Source organism: Pantoea sp. T14 (genome assembly GCF_036663535.1).
GTDB classification, from domain to species: Bacteria; Pseudomonadota; Gammaproteobacteria; order Enterobacterales; family Enterobacteriaceae; genus Pantoea; species Pantoea phytostimulans.
Genome location: NZ_JAWUEB010000020.1, coordinates 166,886 through 184,254 on the forward strand (window position 1 = coordinate 166,886; position 17,369 = coordinate 184,254).

At 50.9% G+C, this 17,369-nt stretch carries 17 protein-coding genes; 6 read left to right on the plus strand and 11 right to left on the minus strand.

Features of this window, described 5'->3' with window-relative positions; translation table 11 throughout:
• Nucleotides 1-83: 83 nt before the first annotated feature.
• Nucleotides 84-1,061 carry a porphobilinogen synthase gene (gene hemB / locus SC127_RS09045; protein ID WP_215845332.1) on the plus strand — a complete coding sequence of 326 codons (978 nt, stop codon included), beginning with the start codon at nt 84-86 and terminating at the stop codon, nt 1,059-1,061.
• A 110-nt stretch (nt 1,062-1,171) separates the two neighbouring features.
• The gene (locus tag SC127_RS09050) at nt 1,172-2,158 is read left to right on the plus strand and encodes a sensor domain-containing diguanylate cyclase (RefSeq protein WP_332626002.1); all 987 of its coding nucleotides are present in this window, start codon (nt 1,172-1,174) and stop codon (nt 2,156-2,158) included.
• 13 nt (nt 2,159-2,171) lie between these two features.
• Here SC127_RS09050 and SC127_RS09055 read toward each other — a convergent pair whose 3' ends face one another.
• Nucleotides 2,172-3,191, minus strand: coding sequence for an alpha/beta fold hydrolase (locus SC127_RS09055; protein ID WP_243079894.1), 1,020 nt, complete (start codon nt 3,189-3,191; stop codon nt 2,172-2,174).
• A 350-nt stretch (nt 3,192-3,541) separates the two neighbouring features.
• On the opposite strand from SC127_RS09055, the gene SC127_RS09060 reads away from it, so the two are divergent.
• The gene (locus SC127_RS09060; protein ID WP_215845329.1) at nt 3,542-4,030 is read left to right on the plus strand and encodes a helix-turn-helix domain-containing protein; all 489 of its coding nucleotides are present in this window, start codon (nt 3,542-3,544) and stop codon (nt 4,028-4,030) included.
• On the opposite strand, the gene SC127_RS09065 is transcribed toward SC127_RS09060, so the two are convergent.
• A complete protein-coding gene (locus SC127_RS09065; RefSeq protein WP_243079895.1) occupies nt 4,031-4,690 on the minus strand; it encodes an epoxyqueuosine reductase QueH in 660 nt (219 codons plus the stop codon). It abuts the gene before it with no gap.
• 285 nt (nt 4,691-4,975) lie between these two features.
• Here SC127_RS09065 and SC127_RS09070 point away from each other — a divergent pair, with 285 nt between their 5' ends.
• Entirely contained in the window at nt 4,976-6,361 is a 1,386-nt protein-coding gene (locus SC127_RS09070; protein WP_243079896.1) for a sugar porter family MFS transporter, read from the plus strand.
• Nucleotides 6,362-6,375: 14 nt separating this feature from the next.
• On the opposite strand, the gene SC127_RS09075 is transcribed toward SC127_RS09070, so the two are convergent.
• The 6 genes from SC127_RS09075 to SC127_RS09100 all read right to left on the minus strand — a co-directional run bounded on the left by SC127_RS09075 (nt 6,376) and on the right by SC127_RS09100 (nt 11,184).
• Nucleotides 6,376-7,056, minus strand: a complete 681-nt coding sequence (locus SC127_RS09075; protein WP_332626003.1) for an SDR family oxidoreductase — start codon at nt 7,054-7,056, stop codon at nt 6,376-6,378.
• Between the two features lie 210 nt (nt 7,057-7,266).
• Nucleotides 7,267-7,785 (minus strand): GNAT family N-acetyltransferase, encoded by a 519-nt coding sequence (locus SC127_RS09080; protein ID WP_243079957.1) that lies wholly within the window; start codon nt 7,783-7,785, stop codon nt 7,267-7,269.
• An 81-nt stretch (nt 7,786-7,866) separates the two neighbouring features.
• Nucleotides 7,867-8,670 (minus strand): hypothetical protein, encoded by an 804-nt coding sequence (locus tag SC127_RS09085; protein ID WP_332626004.1) that lies wholly within the window; start codon nt 8,668-8,670, stop codon nt 7,867-7,869.
• A gap of 1 nt (nt 8,671) precedes the next feature.
• Nucleotides 8,672-8,869: a hypothetical protein gene (locus tag SC127_RS09090; protein ID WP_215845325.1), complete on the minus strand. Its 198-nt coding sequence runs from the start codon at nt 8,867-8,869 to the stop codon at nt 8,672-8,674.
• Nucleotides 8,870-9,098: 229 nt separating this feature from the next.
• Nucleotides 9,099-9,971 (minus strand): 23S rRNA pseudouridine(2604) synthase RluF, encoded by an 873-nt coding sequence (gene rluF, locus SC127_RS09095; RefSeq protein ID WP_215845324.1) that lies wholly within the window; start codon nt 9,969-9,971, stop codon nt 9,099-9,101.
• Between the two features lie 28 nt (nt 9,972-9,999).
• The gene (locus SC127_RS09100; RefSeq protein WP_215845323.1) at nt 10,000-11,184 is read right to left on the minus strand and encodes an NAD(P)/FAD-dependent oxidoreductase; all 1,185 of its coding nucleotides are present in this window, start codon (nt 11,182-11,184) and stop codon (nt 10,000-10,002) included.
• Nucleotides 11,185-11,427: 243 nt separating this feature from the next.
• On the opposite strand from SC127_RS09100, the gene pitA reads away from it, so the two are divergent.
• Nucleotides 11,428-12,927 (plus strand): inorganic phosphate transporter PitA, encoded by a 1,500-nt coding sequence (gene pitA / locus SC127_RS09105; protein ID WP_215848204.1) that lies wholly within the window; start codon nt 11,428-11,430, stop codon nt 12,925-12,927.
• A 37-nt stretch (nt 12,928-12,964) separates the two neighbouring features.
• Here the strand turns inward: pitA and uspB are convergent, their stop codons facing one another.
• Nucleotides 12,965-13,300 carry a universal stress protein UspB gene (gene uspB, locus SC127_RS09110; protein WP_215848203.1) on the minus strand — a complete coding sequence of 112 codons (336 nt, stop codon included), beginning with the start codon at nt 13,298-13,300 and terminating at the stop codon, nt 12,965-12,967.
• Nucleotides 13,301-13,728: 428 nt separating this feature from the next.
• On the opposite strand from uspB, the gene uspA reads away from it, so the two are divergent.
• Nucleotides 13,729-14,166, plus strand: coding sequence for a universal stress protein UspA (gene uspA / locus SC127_RS09115; RefSeq protein ID WP_215845322.1), 438 nt, complete (start codon nt 13,729-13,731; stop codon nt 14,164-14,166).
• 51 nt (nt 14,167-14,217) lie between these two features.
• Here uspA and rsmJ read toward each other — a convergent pair whose 3' ends face one another.
• Together rsmJ and prlC are read right to left on the minus strand one after the other, a co-directional pair.
• Nucleotides 14,218-14,970, minus strand: coding sequence for a 16S rRNA (guanine(1516)-N(2))-methyltransferase RsmJ (gene rsmJ, locus SC127_RS09120; protein ID WP_332626005.1), 753 nt, complete (start codon nt 14,968-14,970; stop codon nt 14,218-14,220).
• An 8-nt stretch (nt 14,971-14,978) separates the two neighbouring features.
• Complete coding sequence (gene prlC / locus SC127_RS09125) at nt 14,979-17,021, minus strand: oligopeptidase A (RefSeq protein WP_215845320.1); 2,043 nt, start codon at nt 17,019-17,021, stop codon at nt 14,979-14,981.
• Nucleotides 17,022-17,369: the final 348 nt, after the last annotated feature.

Consider the following 17,369-nt stretch of genomic DNA (forward strand, 5'->3'; position numbering starts at 1 on the left):
CTCTCAGCCGCACACAAACCTTCATCCCTTGCCGCCAAAGGGAGTAAACTATCGCCACTTTTTTATACTGGTAAGCAATGAATATGTCTGATTTCTCCCTTATTCAGCGCCCTAGAAGGCTGCGCTCTAGCGCGTCAATGCGCGCAATGTTTCAGGAATCCTCTCTTAGCGTGAACGATCTGGCGTTGCCAATCTTCGTTGAGGAAGGTGTTGATGATTACAAAGCGATTCAGGCAATGCCTGGCGTGGTTCGCATTCCAGAAAAACGTCTCGCTTATGAAATCGAACGTATTGCGAAAGCGGGCATCCGCTCAGTCATGACATTTGGTATTTCTCACCACCTTGATGCCACAGGCAGCGACGCGTGGAATGAGAACGGTTTGGTGGCGCGTATGTCGCGTATCTGTAAAGACACCGTGCCGGAAATGATTGTTATGTCTGACACCTGTTTTTGTGAATACACCAGCCACGGTCATTGCGGCGTGCTGTGCGATCACGGCGTCGATAACGACCAAACGCTGATCAACCTGGGCAAGCAGGCAGTGGTTGCCGCAGCAGCCGGGGCTGACTTTATCGCGCCTTCAGCAGCGATGGATGGCCAGGTGCAGGCGATACGTCAGGCACTGGATGCAGCTGGATTCACCCAAACAGCTATCATGTCTTACTCAACCAAGTTTGCTTCATCGTTCTACGGCCCGTTCCGTGAAGCTGCGGGCACGGCTCTGAAAGGCGATCGCAAGACTTATCAGATGAATCCGATGAACCGCCGCGAAGCGATTCGTGAGTCGCTGTTGGATGCCGCAGAAGGCGCAGATTCACTGATGGTGAAACCGGCTGGCGCTTACCTCGATATCCTGCGTGATATCCGCGAGCGCACAGAGCTGCCGCTGGCTGCGTACCAGGTCAGTGGTGAATACGCGATGATCAAATTCGCTGCGCAGGCTGGTGCTATTGATGAACGTAATGTGGTACTGGAAAGCCTCGGCGCGATTAAGCGAGCCGGTGCAGACCTGATTTTCAGCTATTTTGCCCTTGATCTCGCAGAACAAAAAGTGCTCTGATCCCCTCTCTCAAAGACAGCGCACTGCATCGCTTCAGTCGCTGTCTTTTTCTTCGCCGCAAGGCAAACACCAGAACCTGGCTTCAGCTAAAAAAATAAAAGGTCTCTGTGATGAAAGCACCTAAGTTTGCTGCCGACGAGGCACAACGTTTATCGCAACTGCGTGCGTTAAATATCATGAATACACCAGCGGAAGAGCGTTTTGATCGTTTAACCCGCCTGGCTCGCCGCCTGTTTAACGTTCCTATCGCGTTAGTCAGCCTGCTGGAAGCCGATTATCAATGGTTTAAATCTTCTCAGGGATTTGACCAAACCCGTTCCCCGCGCACCACCTCATTTTGTGGCCATGCCATTCTCCGGGACGACATTCTGGTTGTCGAAAACGCATTAGAAGATCAGCGTTTTCACGATAATCCTCTGGTCACTGGCGATCCCCACATCCGCTTTTATGCGGGATGTCCGTTGCGGGCACCGGGCGGCGCAAAACTAGGCACCCTGTGCATTATCGGTCGGGAGCCGCGTCAATTTACTGAAGATGATGAGGTAACCTTGCGCGATCTGGCCGCCATGGCTGAAGCGGAGCTGGCAGCATTTCAGACCGCAACCTGCGATGAGCTGACACAAATTACCAATCGTCGTGGTTTTATGACGCTGGGCCAGCTGGTGTTGAATGAGTGCATTATCAAGCAAAAGCCTGCTTGTCTGACTTTTCTCGATCTCGACAAGTTTAAGCAGATCAATGACACGTTAGGACACCGTGAAGGCGATCGCGCCCTCATGGATTTTGCCGATGCGATGAAAGTGGTTTTCAATCACTCTGATCTTTTCGCCCGCCTGGGCGGAGATGAGTTTGTGGTGCTATTTAATGGCCTGAAGCAACCGCAGGCAGAAGCATTGTTGCAACAGTTCTCACGCTATTTGCAGCAGCAATTTAGCCACCTTAACCGCCGATATAACCTGCAATTTTCAGCTGGCGTGGTGGAATTTGATGCAGCCCAGCCGCAGACGCTGGAACAACTGCTGCATAACAGTGATGAACAGATGTACCTGAATAAAAAGAGCAAGCAAGCGCTGATATCCGCTATTCAGGCGCCGTAGCGCCTGAACGGGTTTACCTGGCCAGATCGTCTATCAACGTCTGGTTAAACTTAGCTGGCTCTTCCATTTGCGGCGCATGTCCCATACCAGGAAGCTCAATCAATCGCGCCCCTGGAATCAGCTTCGCAACCTCTTTGCCCAACACCTTATAGTTGCCCAGCGTCGCTTTCACCGCCGGTGAGGCGATATCGCTGCCGATAGCAGTGGTGTCTGAGGTACCGATGATTAACGTAGTCGGCACGTTAATCTCTTTAAATTCGTAATACACTGGCTGGGTAAAAATCATGTCGTAAATCAGTGCTGAGTTCCAGGCGACCTTTTTATGTCCTGGCCCGCTGTTCAGCCCAGCCAGCATATCAACCCATTTGTCATATTCTGGTTTCCAGCGTCCCACATAATAGGTTTGCTGCTCATATTTTTTAATGCCTTCCGCGCTTAATTTTAACTCACGCTCATACCATTGATCGACAGTGCGATAGGGTGCGCCTTTGGCTTTCCAGTCTTCTAAGCCAATTGGATTCACTAACACTAATTTTTCCGTTTGATTGGGATACATCAGCGCATAACGTGTTGCCAGCATGCCGCCGGTTGAATGCCCAATAATGACCGCTTTTTGAACGCCCAGTTTAGTCAACAGTTGATGGGTATTTTCAGCCAACTGTTGAAAGGTGTACTGGTAATTAGCGGGTTTGGTCGAGCTACAAAAACCAATTTGATCGGGGGCAATCACGCGATACCCTTTTTCACTCAGATCACGGATTGTCTCTTCCCAGGTGGCCCCGCAAAAATTCTTCCCGTGCATTAGCACTACAGTTTTCCCGTTGGCATTTTGCTGCGGCTTTACATCCATATAGCCCATGCTAAGCGATTGCTGTTGTGATGAAAAATTGAAGTGCTGCAACGTATAGGGGTAGGTAAAGCCTTCAAGCTGCTCGCCATAAACATTGGCGGCAAGGGCAGGTGCGGCGCTGAGTAAGGTCAGCGAGGTGAGCAAAGCGGCAAGCGGTTTCTTCAACACGTATGTCGGGCCCATCCGAATTTCTCCATGCGATAAAAAGAGCACTAAGCCTGGCACGACCCACCTGAAAATGTATTGATACGCCGTGCTATGTGGTTAATTCAGATTCAACCGTCATTTAACCCAGCGATGCCCTTGAATAGATAAATTATTTTGGAATAAGCAAATTAATTTCATCATCTAATTCCTCTATTCCTTCAGAATTTATAACATCCAAACAACAAAAGCCCTTAAAAAATCACCATTTCAAAGACCGGTCTTATATCTAAAAAATAAAAATTCATTTCCTGATAAATCTTTACTAAAGCAGCGTGTAGAGAAAGATAAATTATTCTAAACTTCCCGCATCTTAAATGAGGTGGCTTATGAACGAGAATAAATACAATGAAGGTGTGATTATCTCCATCACTGAATGGATTAATAACAATCTCAATCAGCGCTTGAGTATTAATGACATTGCCGAGAAATCCGGTTATTCCAAATGGTATTTACAAAAACTGTTTGCGCGTTATCACCATGAAACGCTGGCACGCTATATTCGCAAGCGGAAATTAGCCGCCTGCGTGCATGATTTAAAAAACAGTAACGCGCCGATTATTAGTCTGGCCGTGAAATACCATTTTGAAAGCCAGCAATCTTTTACTCGCTCGTTTAAACAGGTTATGGGATGCACACCGAGCGTATGCCGTAAACGACAGCTGAATGCAGAAACACAGGCGCAACTGGAGAAAAGTCATAACCCTTGTGCGCTCTGCTTTCACTCGACTAAGCAAGAGATTATGCGCTGCGGGTCATCACAACGCATGGCGCTCGCTTCCACGCGACACCTTATTCCGTCGCGCTACGTTTCCTGATTAAGATTCGTCAGGCTGATAATATTGCACACCAATCTGAATACGCTCGCGACCATTGGCAACGCGATGACGATTGGTGTCGCGCAATGAATAAACGCAACCACAATACTCCTGTTGATAAAAGTGTTCGCGCTTGCTGATTTCAATCATGCGCGCTGCACCTCCGCCTTTACGCCAGTTAAATTCCCAGTAACTCAGATCGGGATAATGCGCCGCGGCGCGCACGCCACAATCATTAATTTGCTGCATATCCTTCCAGCGCGAAATCCCCAGCGAACTGGTGATCACCGGAAAACCATTTTCATGGGCGTAAAGCGCGGTGCGTTCGAAACGCATATCAAAACACATGGTACAGCGTGCGCCGCGTTCCGGTTCCCATTCCATACCGCGCGCCCGTGCAAACCAGTCATCACGATCATAATCCGCATCCACAAACGGCACGCCAAATTTTTCGGCAAACCGAATATTCTCCTGCTTACGCAGCTCATACTCTTTAAGCGGATGAATATTTGGGTTGTAGAAATAGAGGGTATATTCGATGCCAGATGCCAGCATCGCTTCCATCACTTCGCCGGAACAGGGCGCACAGCAAGAGTGCAACAGGACTTTACGATGCCCACCGGGCAGCGGCAGCGGTGATCGTTGAAAGGGTTGAGTCATAAGCACCTTCAATGTAAAGCTTGAAAGCGGCAGTGTAGTTTCCGGCGCGTTATGTTGCAAAATTTCGCTTTATAAAGGCAGTAAACCACCGTCCTTTGCGCATTTGTGCGGCAGCGCAGCTGAGCAAATCGTTGTTAACCTCTTTGTTCTCTAATGCTTTTCCCGCCATATCACTTACCTCGACGCCGCTAAACTGACTTTTATGTGACCGGCAGCACGTCTGCATCAGCTATGTTTACATAACATTAACAATATTGACAAAGCTGAACCTTCAAGGAGAAATGCATGAGTGCCGCTCACAAAAAAACCAGCCAAAATCGTTTTACCTGGTTCGTCTGTTTCATGGCCGCATTGTCTGGCCTGCTGTTTGGATTAGATATTGGCGTGATTGCGGGAGCGCTGCCGTTTCTTTCCGACGACCTGCATATCTCTAATCACGAACAGGAATGGGTAGTCAGTTCAATGATGTTTGGCGCAGCAATCGGTGCGCTGGGTGCAGGCTGGATGTCTTCCAAGCTGGGACGCAAAAAAAGCATGCTGGCCGGCGCCACGCTTTTTGTCATCGGCTCATTATGGTCAGCGTTTTCTCCTGATGTTGAATCGCTGGTGTGCGCCCGTGTGATGTTGGGTTTAGCAGTGGGCATTGCCTCTTACACCGCCCCCCTTTATCTGGCAGAAATCGCGCCAGAACGCGTGCGTGGCTCAATGATTTCGATGTACCAACTGATGTTAACCACTGGCATTGTCGTGGCTTATCTGTCGGATACCGCTTTTAGCTACAGCGGTAACTGGCGCGGAATGCTGGGTGTGATCGCTATTCCTGCGGTGATCTTATTCATTGGCGTGCTTTTTTTGCCCAACAGCCCACGCTGGTTGGCAGCGCATGGCCGCTTCAATGAAGCTCAACGGGTGCTAGACCGGCTGCGTAATAGCAGCGAACAAGCGAAGCAAGAGCTGGAAGAGATTCGTGAAAGTCTGCAAGTGAAACAACGCGGCTGGTCACTGTTTAAAAGCAACAGTAACTTTCGTCGTGCCGTGTGGTTGGGCATGCTGCTTCAGGTTATGCAGCAGTTCACCGGTATGAACGTAGTGATGTATTACGCGCCAAAAATATTCAATATTGCTGGCTTTTCCAGCACCAGCGAGCAGATGTGGGGCACGGTGATTGTCGGCCTGGTAAACATGCTGGCGACGTTGATTGCGATTGGCTTTGTCGATCGCTGGGGACGTAAACCGATGCTCACCACCAGTTTTCTGGTGATGGCGGTGGGTATGGGCGCGCTAGGCACGCTGCTGCACATGGGGGTTGAAACGGACTTCCGCAAATACTTCGCCATCGCCATGCTGCTGATGTTTATCGTTGGTTTTGCCATGGCGGCAGGGCCGGTGATCTGGCTACTTTGTTCTGAAATCCAGCCGCTAAAAGGCCGTGACTTTGGCATTACCGCCTCAACCACCACCAACTGGGTCGGTAATATGATTGTTGGCGCGACCTTTTTAACCCTGCTCGACAAGCTGGGCAATGCCAACACCTTCTGGTTCTATGCGGCGCTGAACCTGGTGTTTATTTTACTGACGATGCTGCTGGTGCCAGAAACCAAACACGTCACGCTGGAGCACATTGAGCGCAATTTGATGAAAGGAAAAGCGCTGCGGGATATCGGGGCGTAACCGTCCCGCTTTTTCTACCATTGCAGCGTATGGCCGGCGTAGTCAACAAAGTGATGACCGCCGCGCCCGCGCCAGGTATTGAGCTGCTGGATAATACCGGCAGCACTCTCTTCCGCCGTCAGCGGCGCAGATTCACCGCCCATATCCGTTTTTACCCAGCCGGGATGTAGCGTTAGCAGCGTGCCGCGTTGTGCTTCGACTTCACCCGCCAGCGTGCGAGTCAGCATGTTTAACGCCGCCTTACTGGCAGAATAGATCGGCATCTCTGCATCTGGGTTTTCATTCAGGCTACTTAACGTTGAGGAGGTAAAGGCAAGCACGCCTTTCTCATCACTCAGTAAAGGCAGCAGCACTTCTGCGGTGCGCACCGGCGCCACCGCGTTGGTAAGGAACAGCTGAGCCAGCTCATCATCTTCGCTTTGCGCCAGCTTTTGATGTGAAGGGCCAAAAATGCCCGCATTAATCAGGATCAGGTCAAACCGTTGCTCACCAAGCTGCGCCGCGAATGCGTTTACCGCCTGCGGCTGTGTCATATCCAGCCGGTGCCAGTCACTCTTCGCAACATGGCCCGCCGCAGGAATTTCACTGCGGTAAGTGGCTGTCACATCCCAGTTTTGAGCTGAAAATGCTTGAACAACCGCCAAGCCGATACCGCGTGACGCCCCTACCACTAATGCTTTGCCTTGCTGTGCCATAACCGTTCCTCTTTTTTACGTTAACTGCCAGCTTAGCTTTTCATTCATGAGGCATTGATTCGCAAATGCGGTTTGACGGGCGCATAGCACGAGGTGTAAACACCCTATTTCATCACTCAACGATATTTATAATTTTGCAGCAGTATTAAGAGAAACAGCGGTGCAATATCAGGGGTAATCATCCAGCCAGGATTTTATCCTGGCTTACTTTTAAAGAGGATCGGTGCGGTTACCTTCACCTAAATCACGCTGCATGATAACGGTGTCAAGCCAGCGGCCATGTTTAAATCCTACCGACTCTAGTGTGCCAATAAGCTTATATCCGCTGGCATAATGCACATTGAGCGAGCCTTGATTAGCGCTGTCGCCCACCACCGCCAGCAGTTGACGAAAACCTTTCTGCTCCGCCCAGCTAATGGCGCACTCCAGCAGCGCACGGCCTGCGCCACGCTTTTGAAAATCGACGTTGATGTAGATGGAATCTTCGAGGGTGAAACGGTAGGCAAAGCGTTCTCGATAACGGCCAAGGTAACAGTAGCCTTTTACCTCGCCGTCATGAATGACCACCAACCACAGCAAGCCTGCTTGCTGAATTTTCCTCAGCCGATTAAGCATCTCAGCTTCGCTGGGCGGTTCAGTTTCAAACGTTGCCGTGCCATGCAGCACATGCCAGGCATAAATTTTTTGTATTGCAGGAATATGTTCTTCTTCTGCCTGAATAATTTCCATCTCGACGACCCCCTCAGCGGCTTTTTTCACAGCCTACTCCTGTTGCGATTAAGAGAGGAGCGTCGTCGTGATAAGAAAAATTTATAACTCTTCTGGTGACTCTTCTGACTGCGGACTTTTAGTCACCGCTTGCGGATCGCCATAGGCCAAAGCGCTGGCGCTGGCCGGATCGAACAGGGAAAGGCTCTCTATCTGATCAACCATAAGCACTTTACGAAAAGCCATGGCATTTTTAGGTTCAGATTCCAGCGTAATATCATGCTCCGCGTACCATTTGCTGTAGTTGTGTTCGACCGCTAATTTCAGCGTTTTGCTGTCACGGTAGCCGCTGAGCATCGGGATTAAGACGATATTGGCCGTGTTTTCATATTCAAACGTGGCGGCGTGTATCATGCCAATATAGATACGACGTGATTTTAAGGTAATCCAGGCCAGTTCACCCTCTTCCATACATTGAAACAGCAACTGCTCAACGCCGTTAGAACGGGACAACTTCTGGTAAAGATCTTTGCGTCCCGGCGCATTGAGACGTGCGCTGCCGGACCAGTTGGAACGATAGAGGCAAAACAGTATCGCGAATGCCAGCATCACCACGACCGGCGCCTGGATGCCGAGGAAACTCCAGTTCATGAACTCGATTTGCCATTTTAAATGCACGCCGGGGATTTCCTGCAGTGCATTCGCAATCGCTGAGATACCTAACAGCACGATCCAAATAATACCGGTGGCAAACACGCCCTGTAATACGAAGATGCAGCCGTAAAGCGCGACCAGGAAGTAAACATCCCAACCCGATGATCGCCGAATTTTAAAGCGGCTAGAGAGATCGCGGCTGGTGTACCAATACCCGCTGACCATCAACACCATAAAGATTGCCGTACCCATGTCACACTCCTTTTAAAGCGTTCACATGGCGAGCGAAATCTTCGCGTACCTCATCACTGGTGACGTTAACCGACGCGTTGCCATCCTCATCAATAATGATGCGATCACCATCAGCGATGGATTCGTTGATGTCCTGGCGTGACATGAGTTGAATGAATTTTTCTGGGCTGGAAAAAACGGAAAGAACATATCTAAACATATTTCTCACTTCATTTGGCTTAAAGTGAAAGTATGTGACCGGATACCCATTCCTGCCATTTTATTAAGGGTAAAAGTTCCTAAATTCAAATGATTAACCAAGCGGCTGGCACTTAGTTCAGGGAATACTGAGGCTTACGTAGCGCTGTTTTGCAGCGCGCTCTGTGTCGTGCAAAATATGTTTTGCCTTGCCGAGGATAATTTCCCCGGCGACGGAGAAACAGCGGGGATTATCGCCCCTTCTTTTTACGTCCCGGCTGGTTAAAACGCTTACGCGATGCAGCATTGCTCTCCGCTTTTTCTGCGATTTTAGGGCGGTTAACGCCCGGCTTTTTAGCCGCGCCTGACTTAGCCTGCGTTTTCTTCGCCGGTTTGGCTTCTGAAGAGGAGTTTTCAATCAGTTTAAACAACGCAATCAGCTCATCGTCATTTAAATCGCGCCATTCACCCAGCGGCAGCCCTTTAAGATTGACGTTCATGATACGCGTGCGTTCAAGCTTGGTGACTTCATAACCAAAGTGTTCACACATCCGACGAATCTGTCGATTAAGCCCCTGTACCAGCGTAATGCGAAACACAAAAGGCGCTTCTTTCTTCACTTTGCATTTTTTTGTCACCGTTCCCAGCATCGGCACGCCCGCACCCAAACCGTGAATAAATTCATCGGTTATCGGCTTGTTGACGGTAACCAGATACTCTTTTTCGTGATCGTTGCCGGCTCGCAGGATTTTGTTGACCAGATCGCCATGGTTGGTCAGGAAAATCAGCCCTTGCGAATCTTTATCCAGACGACCAATCGGAAAGACGCGTTTGCTGTGATTAACGAAATCAACAATATTGTCTCGTTCACCCTCTTCCGTCGTGCTGACGATTCCCACCGGTTTATTCAGCGCAATCAGTACTAAGTCCTCTTCGTCGCGCGGCTCAATAAGCTGACCATTGACTTTCACCACATCCCCGGCTGTGACCTGATCGCCGATTGCGGCTCGCTTGCCGTTAATAAAAACATTTCCCTGTTCGATATAACGATCGGCATCGCGACGAGAACAGATACCGCTCTCGCTAATGTATTTGTTAAGACGAATGGATGAGTTGATCAGCATGATGCCTCCTTAAAAATCGAACGATACATTAAAGCGCCTGCGCACATGCCCAGGCCGAGCTCCACGCCCATTGAAAGTTATAGCCACCTAACCAACCGGTTACGTCTACCACTTCGCCAATAAAAAACAGTCCAGGCACATCACGCGCTTCCATGGTTTTCGAAGAGAGTTGAGTGGTGTCCACGCCACCCAGCGTGACTTCCGCCGTGCGATAGCCCTCAGTGCCGTTTGGCTGAACTCGCCATTGATGTAGCGTTTGTACCAGCTCGGCCTGCTGTTTGCTGTTGAGCTGCTTCAGGCTGGCGTCCGGCACCACCTTCATCTCTTGCAGAATTTCGACCAGACGCTTAGGCAGCAATTTAGCCAGGCTGTTTTTTACACTGAGATTGGGATGCGCCTCGCGCTGCACGTTAATAAACGCGTCCAGATCGTTGGCCGGCGATAAATTGATAGTGACGAATTCACCGGGCTGCCAGTAACTTGAAATTTGTAATACTGCCGGTCCCGACAAACCGCGATGCGTAAAGAGCATCGCCTCTTTGAACAGCGTGCCGTCCTGCGCTTCAATGGTACTGTCGATGGCGACGCCGGAAAGGGTTTGCAGCTGATCCAGCAACGGCTTGTGCAGCGTAAACGGCACCAGCGCGGCGCGAGTGGGAAAGACGCTAAGGCCGAACTGCTCAGCAATTTTATAGCCAAACGGGGTTGCGCCCAATCCTGGCATCGACAATCCGCCGCTGGCGATCACCAGCTTTTTAGCCCGCACCGTGTCGCCATTCAGTTGCAGCGTATAGCCAGATTCATCACGACTGACACTCAATACTTCCGAGCGTAGACGCAGCGTAACCTCTGCTTTTTCGCACTCTTTCACTAACAGTTCGACGATTTGCTGCGCCGAATCATCACAAAACAGCTGTCCTAAGGTCTTTTCATGCCAGGCGATGCCATGTTTGTTCACCAGATCGATGAAATCCCATTGGGTATAACGCGCCAGCGCAGACTTGCAGAAGTGAGGATTGTGCGACAGATAAGCCGCGGCTTCGGTATAGAGATTGGTGAAGTTGCAGCGGCCGCCGCCCGACATCAAAATTTTACGGCCCGGCTTCTTACCGTTATCCAGCAGCAGCACGCGACGGCCACGAAGGCCAGCCTGCGCGGCACAGAACAGGCCTGCGGCACCCGCACCAATGATGATAACGTCAAACTGTTCCACTGCTTCTTACCCACTTTATCTGAAAGGCGCAGATTGTAGTGATCTGCTCACTCCGACGCCAGCGTCAAAAATTTGCCGTAAATGTGTCATAATGTAACTGACTAATTTTTAGACCTTTTTACCCCGTTATATCGTGTAAATTACAACTTAACAGTAAATTAGGACTATATTTTCCTTTCCCATACAGCACGTTGTCGCGGATAATGCGCCGCGTTCATGTCCTCCCAAAATGGCGTAACGTTTATGCTACATCTGTTTGCTGGCCTAGACCTCAGTACCGGCCTGTTATTGGTTCTTGCCCTGCTGTTTGTATTGTTTTACGAAGCAATCAACGGTTTTCACGACACGGCCAACGCAGTTGCGACGGTCATCTATACGCGTGCCATGCGTGCCCAGCTTGCTGTGGTGATGGCGGGTGTATTCAACTTCTTTGGTGTGCTGCTCGGTGGTTTGAGCGTTGCCTATGCCATTGTTCACATGCTTCCCACCGACTTGCTGTTGAATGTCGGATCGGCTCACGGTCTCGCTATGGTGTTTTCTATGCTATTAGCGGCGATCATCTGGAACCTCGGCACCTGGTATTTAGGGTTACCGGCTTCCAGCTCCCATACCTTGATTGGTGCCATTATCGGTATCGGTCTCACCAATGCGTTGATGAATGGCACTTCGGTGGTTGATGCACTCAACATCCCGAAAGTGATCAACATCTTCCTGTCACTGATTCTGTCGCCCATCGTGGGTCTGCTGATAGCGGGTGGATTGATTTTCATTCTGCGTCGCTACTGGAGCAACACCAAGAAGCGCGCCCGGATTCATATGACGCCTGCTGACCGTGAAAAGATCGATGGCAAGAAAAAGCCGCCGTTCTGGACGCGTATCGCGCTGATTGTTTCTGCAATTGGGGTGAGTTATTCGCACGGTGCGAATGATGGTCAGAAAGGCATTGGCCTGATCATGCTGGTCCTGATTGGCGTTGCGCCTGCGGGATTCGTGGTGAATATGAATGCGTCGGGTTATGACATCACGCGTACCCGCGATGCAGTTAATCATCTCGAACAGTATTATCAGCAGCACAATGAATCGCTGACGCACATCATCCAGATGGCTCCGCCTGCGCTGCCAACCCCGGAAGAAGTGCCGTCAGGTCCGCAGCAGTTCCATTGTGATAGCGCACGTGCGCTGCAAGCCGTCCAGCGTGCGCAAAGCTTGCTGAATAACCTGCAGAGCTACGATCAGCTTTCTGTGGAACAACGCAGCCAGATGCGTCGCCTGCTGCTGTGTATCTCTGATACCGCAGATAAAGCGGCTAAGCTGCCGGAAACCACTGGCGATGACAAACGCTTCCTTAACAAGCTGAAAAGCGATCTGCTCGGCACGATTGAATATGCGCCGGTGTGGATTATTGTGGCAGTTGCGCTGGCATTAGGCATCGGCACAATGATTGGCTGGCGTCGTGTTGCGACCACAATTGGTGAAAAGATCGGTAAAAAAGGCATGACTTACGCACAAGGGATGTCCGCGCAGGTCACGGCTGCGGTTTCAATTGGTGTGGCCAGTTATACCGGCTTGCCGGTTTCCACCACGCATATCCTCTCTTCTTCTGTCGCGGGTACCATGCTGGTAGACGGCGGCGGCTTGCAGAGTCGAACCATCAAGAACATTGCCATGGCGTGGATATTCACCTTGCCTGTCTGTATTGTTCTTTCAGGCTCGCTGTACTGGATAGCATTAAAACTGGTGTAAATCAGTTTGAATAGAGGGCGACGCAAGTCGCCCTTTTTTAATGCCAGATAGCCATCGCTATCAGGCTAATCACCACTAATCCGCACAAAGAACTGGTCAGCATAAACTGCCCACGTACCCGCTCGCAGCGACGAATAAACTCTTCATCGTGGTGATCAAGATAACGCTTAGCCCAGATATAACGTACCAGCCGGACTTGTTTGCTTGGCTGCCCATGAGAAGTGAAAAAGCCCGCGCCATCGACATATTGATAGAGCAGCGGATCGCAGCCTCGTAATACCGCCAGCAAGGCGCGCAGAGAAGAGAAATAGCGCGCCATATTCACAATACAAACCACACACAGAGCCCAAAAAAGCGCGATGGTGCTGATCATCATGTTCCCCCTCCCGGCTGGAGCCGCGGAGACGCTTGCAGCGGAATAACGCTAAATACGCCCCACAGAAATTGCCAACCACTGAATGAACCAGACTGCGATGTTGTTCTGACAAGCTCGGGCGCTCAGTACCATACGTGAGTAACCGTCATTTTCAGTGTAGGAGAAATGTTTCATTTTTTTCCAGCGATGATTTTCGTTCGGCGCGAGCAAAAATAGCGGACCTTTGATCTTATTCACAACCGTAGCGGCCGCGGAAGCATTTGTTAACATTCACAGCTATACTCAACGGTAAAACAATATGACGCCTGCCTCGCAGGCAAACACTTTGGTGGCGCTCATCGCCCGTTCGCGCAAAGGATTTCGCCTAGCTGTGACGCGGCAGGAATACCGGTTGCCATCCTTAATCTCGTGGAAGGAGTTATATCATGGCTTATAAACATATCCTGATTGCAGTAGATCTTTCTCCCGAAAGCCAACTGTTAGTGGATAAAGCCGTTTCGTTGGCTCGCCCTTATGATGCAAAAATTTCTCTGATTCACGTAGACGTGAATTACTCCGATCTCTACACCGGTTTGATTGACGTAAATCTTGGCGATATGCAAAAGCGTATTTCTCAGGAGACGCACCAGGCATTAAGAGGCTTATCTGACTCGGCGGGTTATCCAATCAGCGAAACCCTGAGCGGCAGCGGCGATCTTGCCCAAGTGCTGGTAGACGCAATCAAAAAATATGATGTGGATATGGTGGTCTGCGGTCATCATCAAGATTTCTGGAGCAAACTGATGTCCTCAGCGCGTCAGCTCATCAACACCGTTCATATCGACATGCTGATCGTGCCGTTGCGCGATGAAGAAGACGAATAACGCGGTTTTTTCGCCTAAAAAAGCCGGTTGAATAACCGGCTTTTTTTATGCTTATTTTGCCAAGGGCGGATAGATATCGAAGCGATGGCTTTTTGTCACCACCGCCGATTGCGTCTCAATATTCGCCAGCGGCGGTGCGTAATCGGGTCGTTTCACCACGATGCGCTTTTTCGCTAAGCGCCGCGCCGGTTCCAGCAACGCGTCAGCATCCTCATCGGCACCCACCAGGGACTGAAATACCCGCATCTCTTTCTTCACCATGGCGCTTTTCTGGCGATGCGGATACATCGGATCGAGATAGACTACGTCAGGTTGTGGCGATATCTCGCTTAACGCCAGGGCGCTGGACGCATGGATCAACGTCAACCTTTCACGTAGCCAACCCCCGATTTCGGCATCCTGATAGCCGCGCTGTAAACCATCTTCTAACAGCGCTGCCACCACCGGATGACGCTCAAGCATCCGCACCCGGCAACCTAACGCTGCCAGCACAAAGGCATCACGTCCCAGACCGGCTGTTGCATCAACCACATCAGGCAAGTATCCGCCTTTAATGCCCACCGCTTTCGCTACCGCTTCACCGCGTCCGCCGCCAAAACGGCGACGATGCGCCATCGCACCGGAGACGAAATCGACAAAAATGCCGCCCAGCTTCGGTTCATCGCGCTTACGCAACTCAAGATGCGTAGGCGTTTGTACCAGCGCCAGCGGTGCATCGTCGTCATGCTCCAGCTGCCAGCGCTGCGCTAAAAGTGATAAGGCGCCGTCTCCGGCGCCTGATTCATCGATCAAACAGATTTTCACGTAACGACTTATCCCTGAATGCCGTAATGTTCCAGCATCGCATCCAGCTGCGGCTCACGTCCACGGAAGCGTTTAAACAGCTCCATCGGCTCTTCAGAGCCGCCGCGCGTCAGGATGTTATCAAGGAAGGATTGACCGGTTTCGCGGTTGAAAATCCCCTCTTCCTCAAAGCGTGAATAGGCATCTGCGGCCAGTACATCTGCCCACAAATAGCTGTAATAACCTGCGGCGTAACCGCCGGCAAAGATATGGCTAAACGCGTGCGGGAATCGGCCCCATTCTGGGCTTGGCACCACGGCAACCCGGCTTTTCACTTCGCGCAGGGTTTCCAGAATTTGTGCACCTTTCTCTGGATTGAATTCCGTGTGCAAGCGGAAATCGAACAGGCCAAACTCCAGCTGACGCAGGATAAACAGCGCCGCCTGATAGTTCTTCGCCGCCAGCATTTTATCCAGCAATTCTTTTGGCAGCGGTTCGCCGGTTTCAAAGTGACCCGAAATAAACGCCAGCGCATCCGGTTCCCAGCACCAGTTTTCCATAAACTGACTTGGCAGCTCGACCGCATCCCAAGGCACACCGTTGATACCCGCCACGCCGGGGGTTTCCACGCGCGTGAGCATATGGTGCAAGCCATGACCAAATTCATGGAACAGCGTGATCACTTCATCGTGCGTGAACAGCGCAGGTTTCCCTTTCACCGGGCGGTTGAAGTTACAGGTGAGATACGCCACCGGTTTTTGCAGATTACCATCCGCTTTACGCATCTGGCCGACGCAATCGTCCATCCATGCCCCGCCGCGTTTGTGCTCGCGCGCATACAGGTCAAGGTAGAAGCTGCCGCGCAGCTCGCCGGTTTCATCAAACAGGTCGAAGAAACGCACGTCTGGATGATAAACATCAACATCGGTACGCTCTTTAGCGGTAATGCCGTAAATCCGTTTTACCACTTCAAACAAGCCCGCAACCGCGCGTGATTCTGGGAAGTAAGGACGCAGTTGCTCATCGCTGATGGTATAAAGATGCTGCTTCTGTTTTTCGCCGTAGTAAGTGAGATCCCAAGGATTCAGGCTTTCAACGCCATGCTCTTTTTCAGCAAAGGCGCGCAGCTGTTGCAGCTCTTTTTCACCCTGTGGACGGGCGCGTTTTGCCAAATCATTCAGGAAGTCGATCACCTGCGATGGGCTTTCCGCCATTTTGGTGGCCAGTGATTTGTGGGCAAAGGAATCAAAGCCAAGCAGCTGTGCCAGCTCATGGCGCAGCGCCAACTCTTCTGCCATGATCGGACCGTTGTCCCACTTACCGGCGTTTGGACCTTGATCAGACGCACGCGTTGAGTAAGCGCGATACATCTCTTCACGCAGTGCAGCGTTATCGCAATAGGTCATCACCGGCAAATAGCTTGGGATATCCAGCGTCAGCAACCAGCCCTCTTGCTCTTTCGCTTCGGCTTGAGCTTTGGCCGCTGCCATTGCGCTTTCCGGCATACCGGCAAGCTCGCTTTCATCGGTGATCAGCTTGCTCCAGCCCATGGTGGCATCGAGCACGTTGTTGCTGTAGGCAGAACCCAACTCAGAGAGGCGCGCGGCGATTTCGCCATAACGTTTCTGCTTCTCTTTATCCAGACCAATACCGGAGAGTTCAAAATCACGCAGCGCGTTATCGACCGCTTTTTTCTGTGCTAAATCCAGTGCCGCGTAATTTTCGCCCTCTTTTAGATTGCGATACGCCTGATACAAACCTTCATGCTGTCCTACCCATGTGCTGTATTCAGAGAGCAGCGGCAGCGTTTGTTCATACGCCTGACGCAGCTCCGGGCTGTTTTTCACTGAGTTAAGGTGGCTAACCGGCGAGAAGATGCGGCCAAGACGATCATCGGTTTCCGCCAGCGGCTGAACAAGATTATCCCAGGTGTAAGGTGCGCCTTGCGCCACGACTTTTTCCACCATGGCACGACAGTCGGTCAACACCTCGGTAACGGCGGGAACCACATGTTCAGGTTGGATGGCAGAAAATGGCGGCAGATCAAAAGAAGTGAGTAACGGATTGGTCATAGCGCAGTCCTTTATCGATGTATGAGGCGCGACAGGTCGCGCAATGCAATCAAAGTAACATGCGGTTAAGTGTAGCGAAAATCAATGGCAGCTATGATGAGGCGCGGAAGAAACGGACAGCGACGAGGCGCAAGGCATAAAAAGCGTCTTGCTACGCAAGCACAATTCGCACATCTGGAACGGGTAGCGCGACATCACCCGATTGTTGAGTCACCGCTAACCGAATCTTTAATTTGCAGATATTTATTGGTTTGTGCGCCGGATTTCTGGAATTCAGCCACGTCGTACAGGTCGAAGGGGCCATAAAATGACTAAACTTAAGCTGCAAGCGCTGTTGAATAGCGCGAA

Bases quoted from the DNA above. Each gene is read 5' to 3' on its own strand.
- hemB (WP_215845332.1), top strand. From the start codon at position 84: ATGTCTGATTTCTCCCTTATTCAGCGCCCTAGAAGGCTGCGCTCTAGC.
- SC127_RS09050 (WP_332626002.1), top strand. From the start codon at position 1,172: ATGAAAGCACCTAAGTTTGCTGCCGACGAGGCACAACGTTTATCGCAA.
- SC127_RS09055 (WP_243079894.1), bottom strand. From the start codon at position 3,191: ATGGGCCCGACATACGTGTTGAAGAAACCGCTTGCCGCTTTGCTCACC.
- SC127_RS09060 (WP_215845329.1), top strand. From the start codon at position 3,542: ATGAACGAGAATAAATACAATGAAGGTGTGATTATCTCCATCACTGAA.
- SC127_RS09065 (WP_243079895.1), bottom strand. From the start codon at position 4,690: ATGACTCAACCCTTTCAACGATCACCGCTGCCGCTGCCCGGTGGGCAT.
- SC127_RS09070 (WP_243079896.1), top strand. From the start codon at position 4,976: ATGAGTGCCGCTCACAAAAAAACCAGCCAAAATCGTTTTACCTGGTTC.
- SC127_RS09075 (WP_332626003.1), bottom strand. From the start codon at position 7,056: ATGGCACAGCAAGGCAAAGCATTAGTGGTAGGGGCGTCACGCGGTATC.
- SC127_RS09080 (WP_243079957.1), bottom strand. From the start codon at position 7,785: ATGGAAATTATTCAGGCAGAAGAAGAACATATTCCTGCAATACAAAAA.
- SC127_RS09085 (WP_332626004.1), bottom strand. From the start codon at position 8,670: ATGGGTACGGCAATCTTTATGGTGTTGATGGTCAGCGGGTATTGGTAC.
- SC127_RS09090 (WP_215845325.1), bottom strand. From the start codon at position 8,869: ATGTTTAGATATGTTCTTTCCGTTTTTTCCAGCCCAGAAAAATTCATT.
- rluF (WP_215845324.1), bottom strand. From the start codon at position 9,971: ATGCTGATCAACTCATCCATTCGTCTTAACAAATACATTAGCGAGAGC.
- pitA (WP_215848204.1), top strand. From the start codon at position 11,428: ATGCTACATCTGTTTGCTGGCCTAGACCTCAGTACCGGCCTGTTATTG.
- uspB (WP_215848203.1), bottom strand. From the start codon at position 13,300: ATGATCAGCACCATCGCGCTTTTTTGGGCTCTGTGTGTGGTTTGTATT.
- uspA (WP_215845322.1), top strand. From the start codon at position 13,729: ATGGCTTATAAACATATCCTGATTGCAGTAGATCTTTCTCCCGAAAGC.
- prlC (WP_215845320.1), bottom strand. From the start codon at position 17,021: ATGACCAATCCGTTACTCACTTCTTTTGATCTGCCGCCATTTTCTGCC.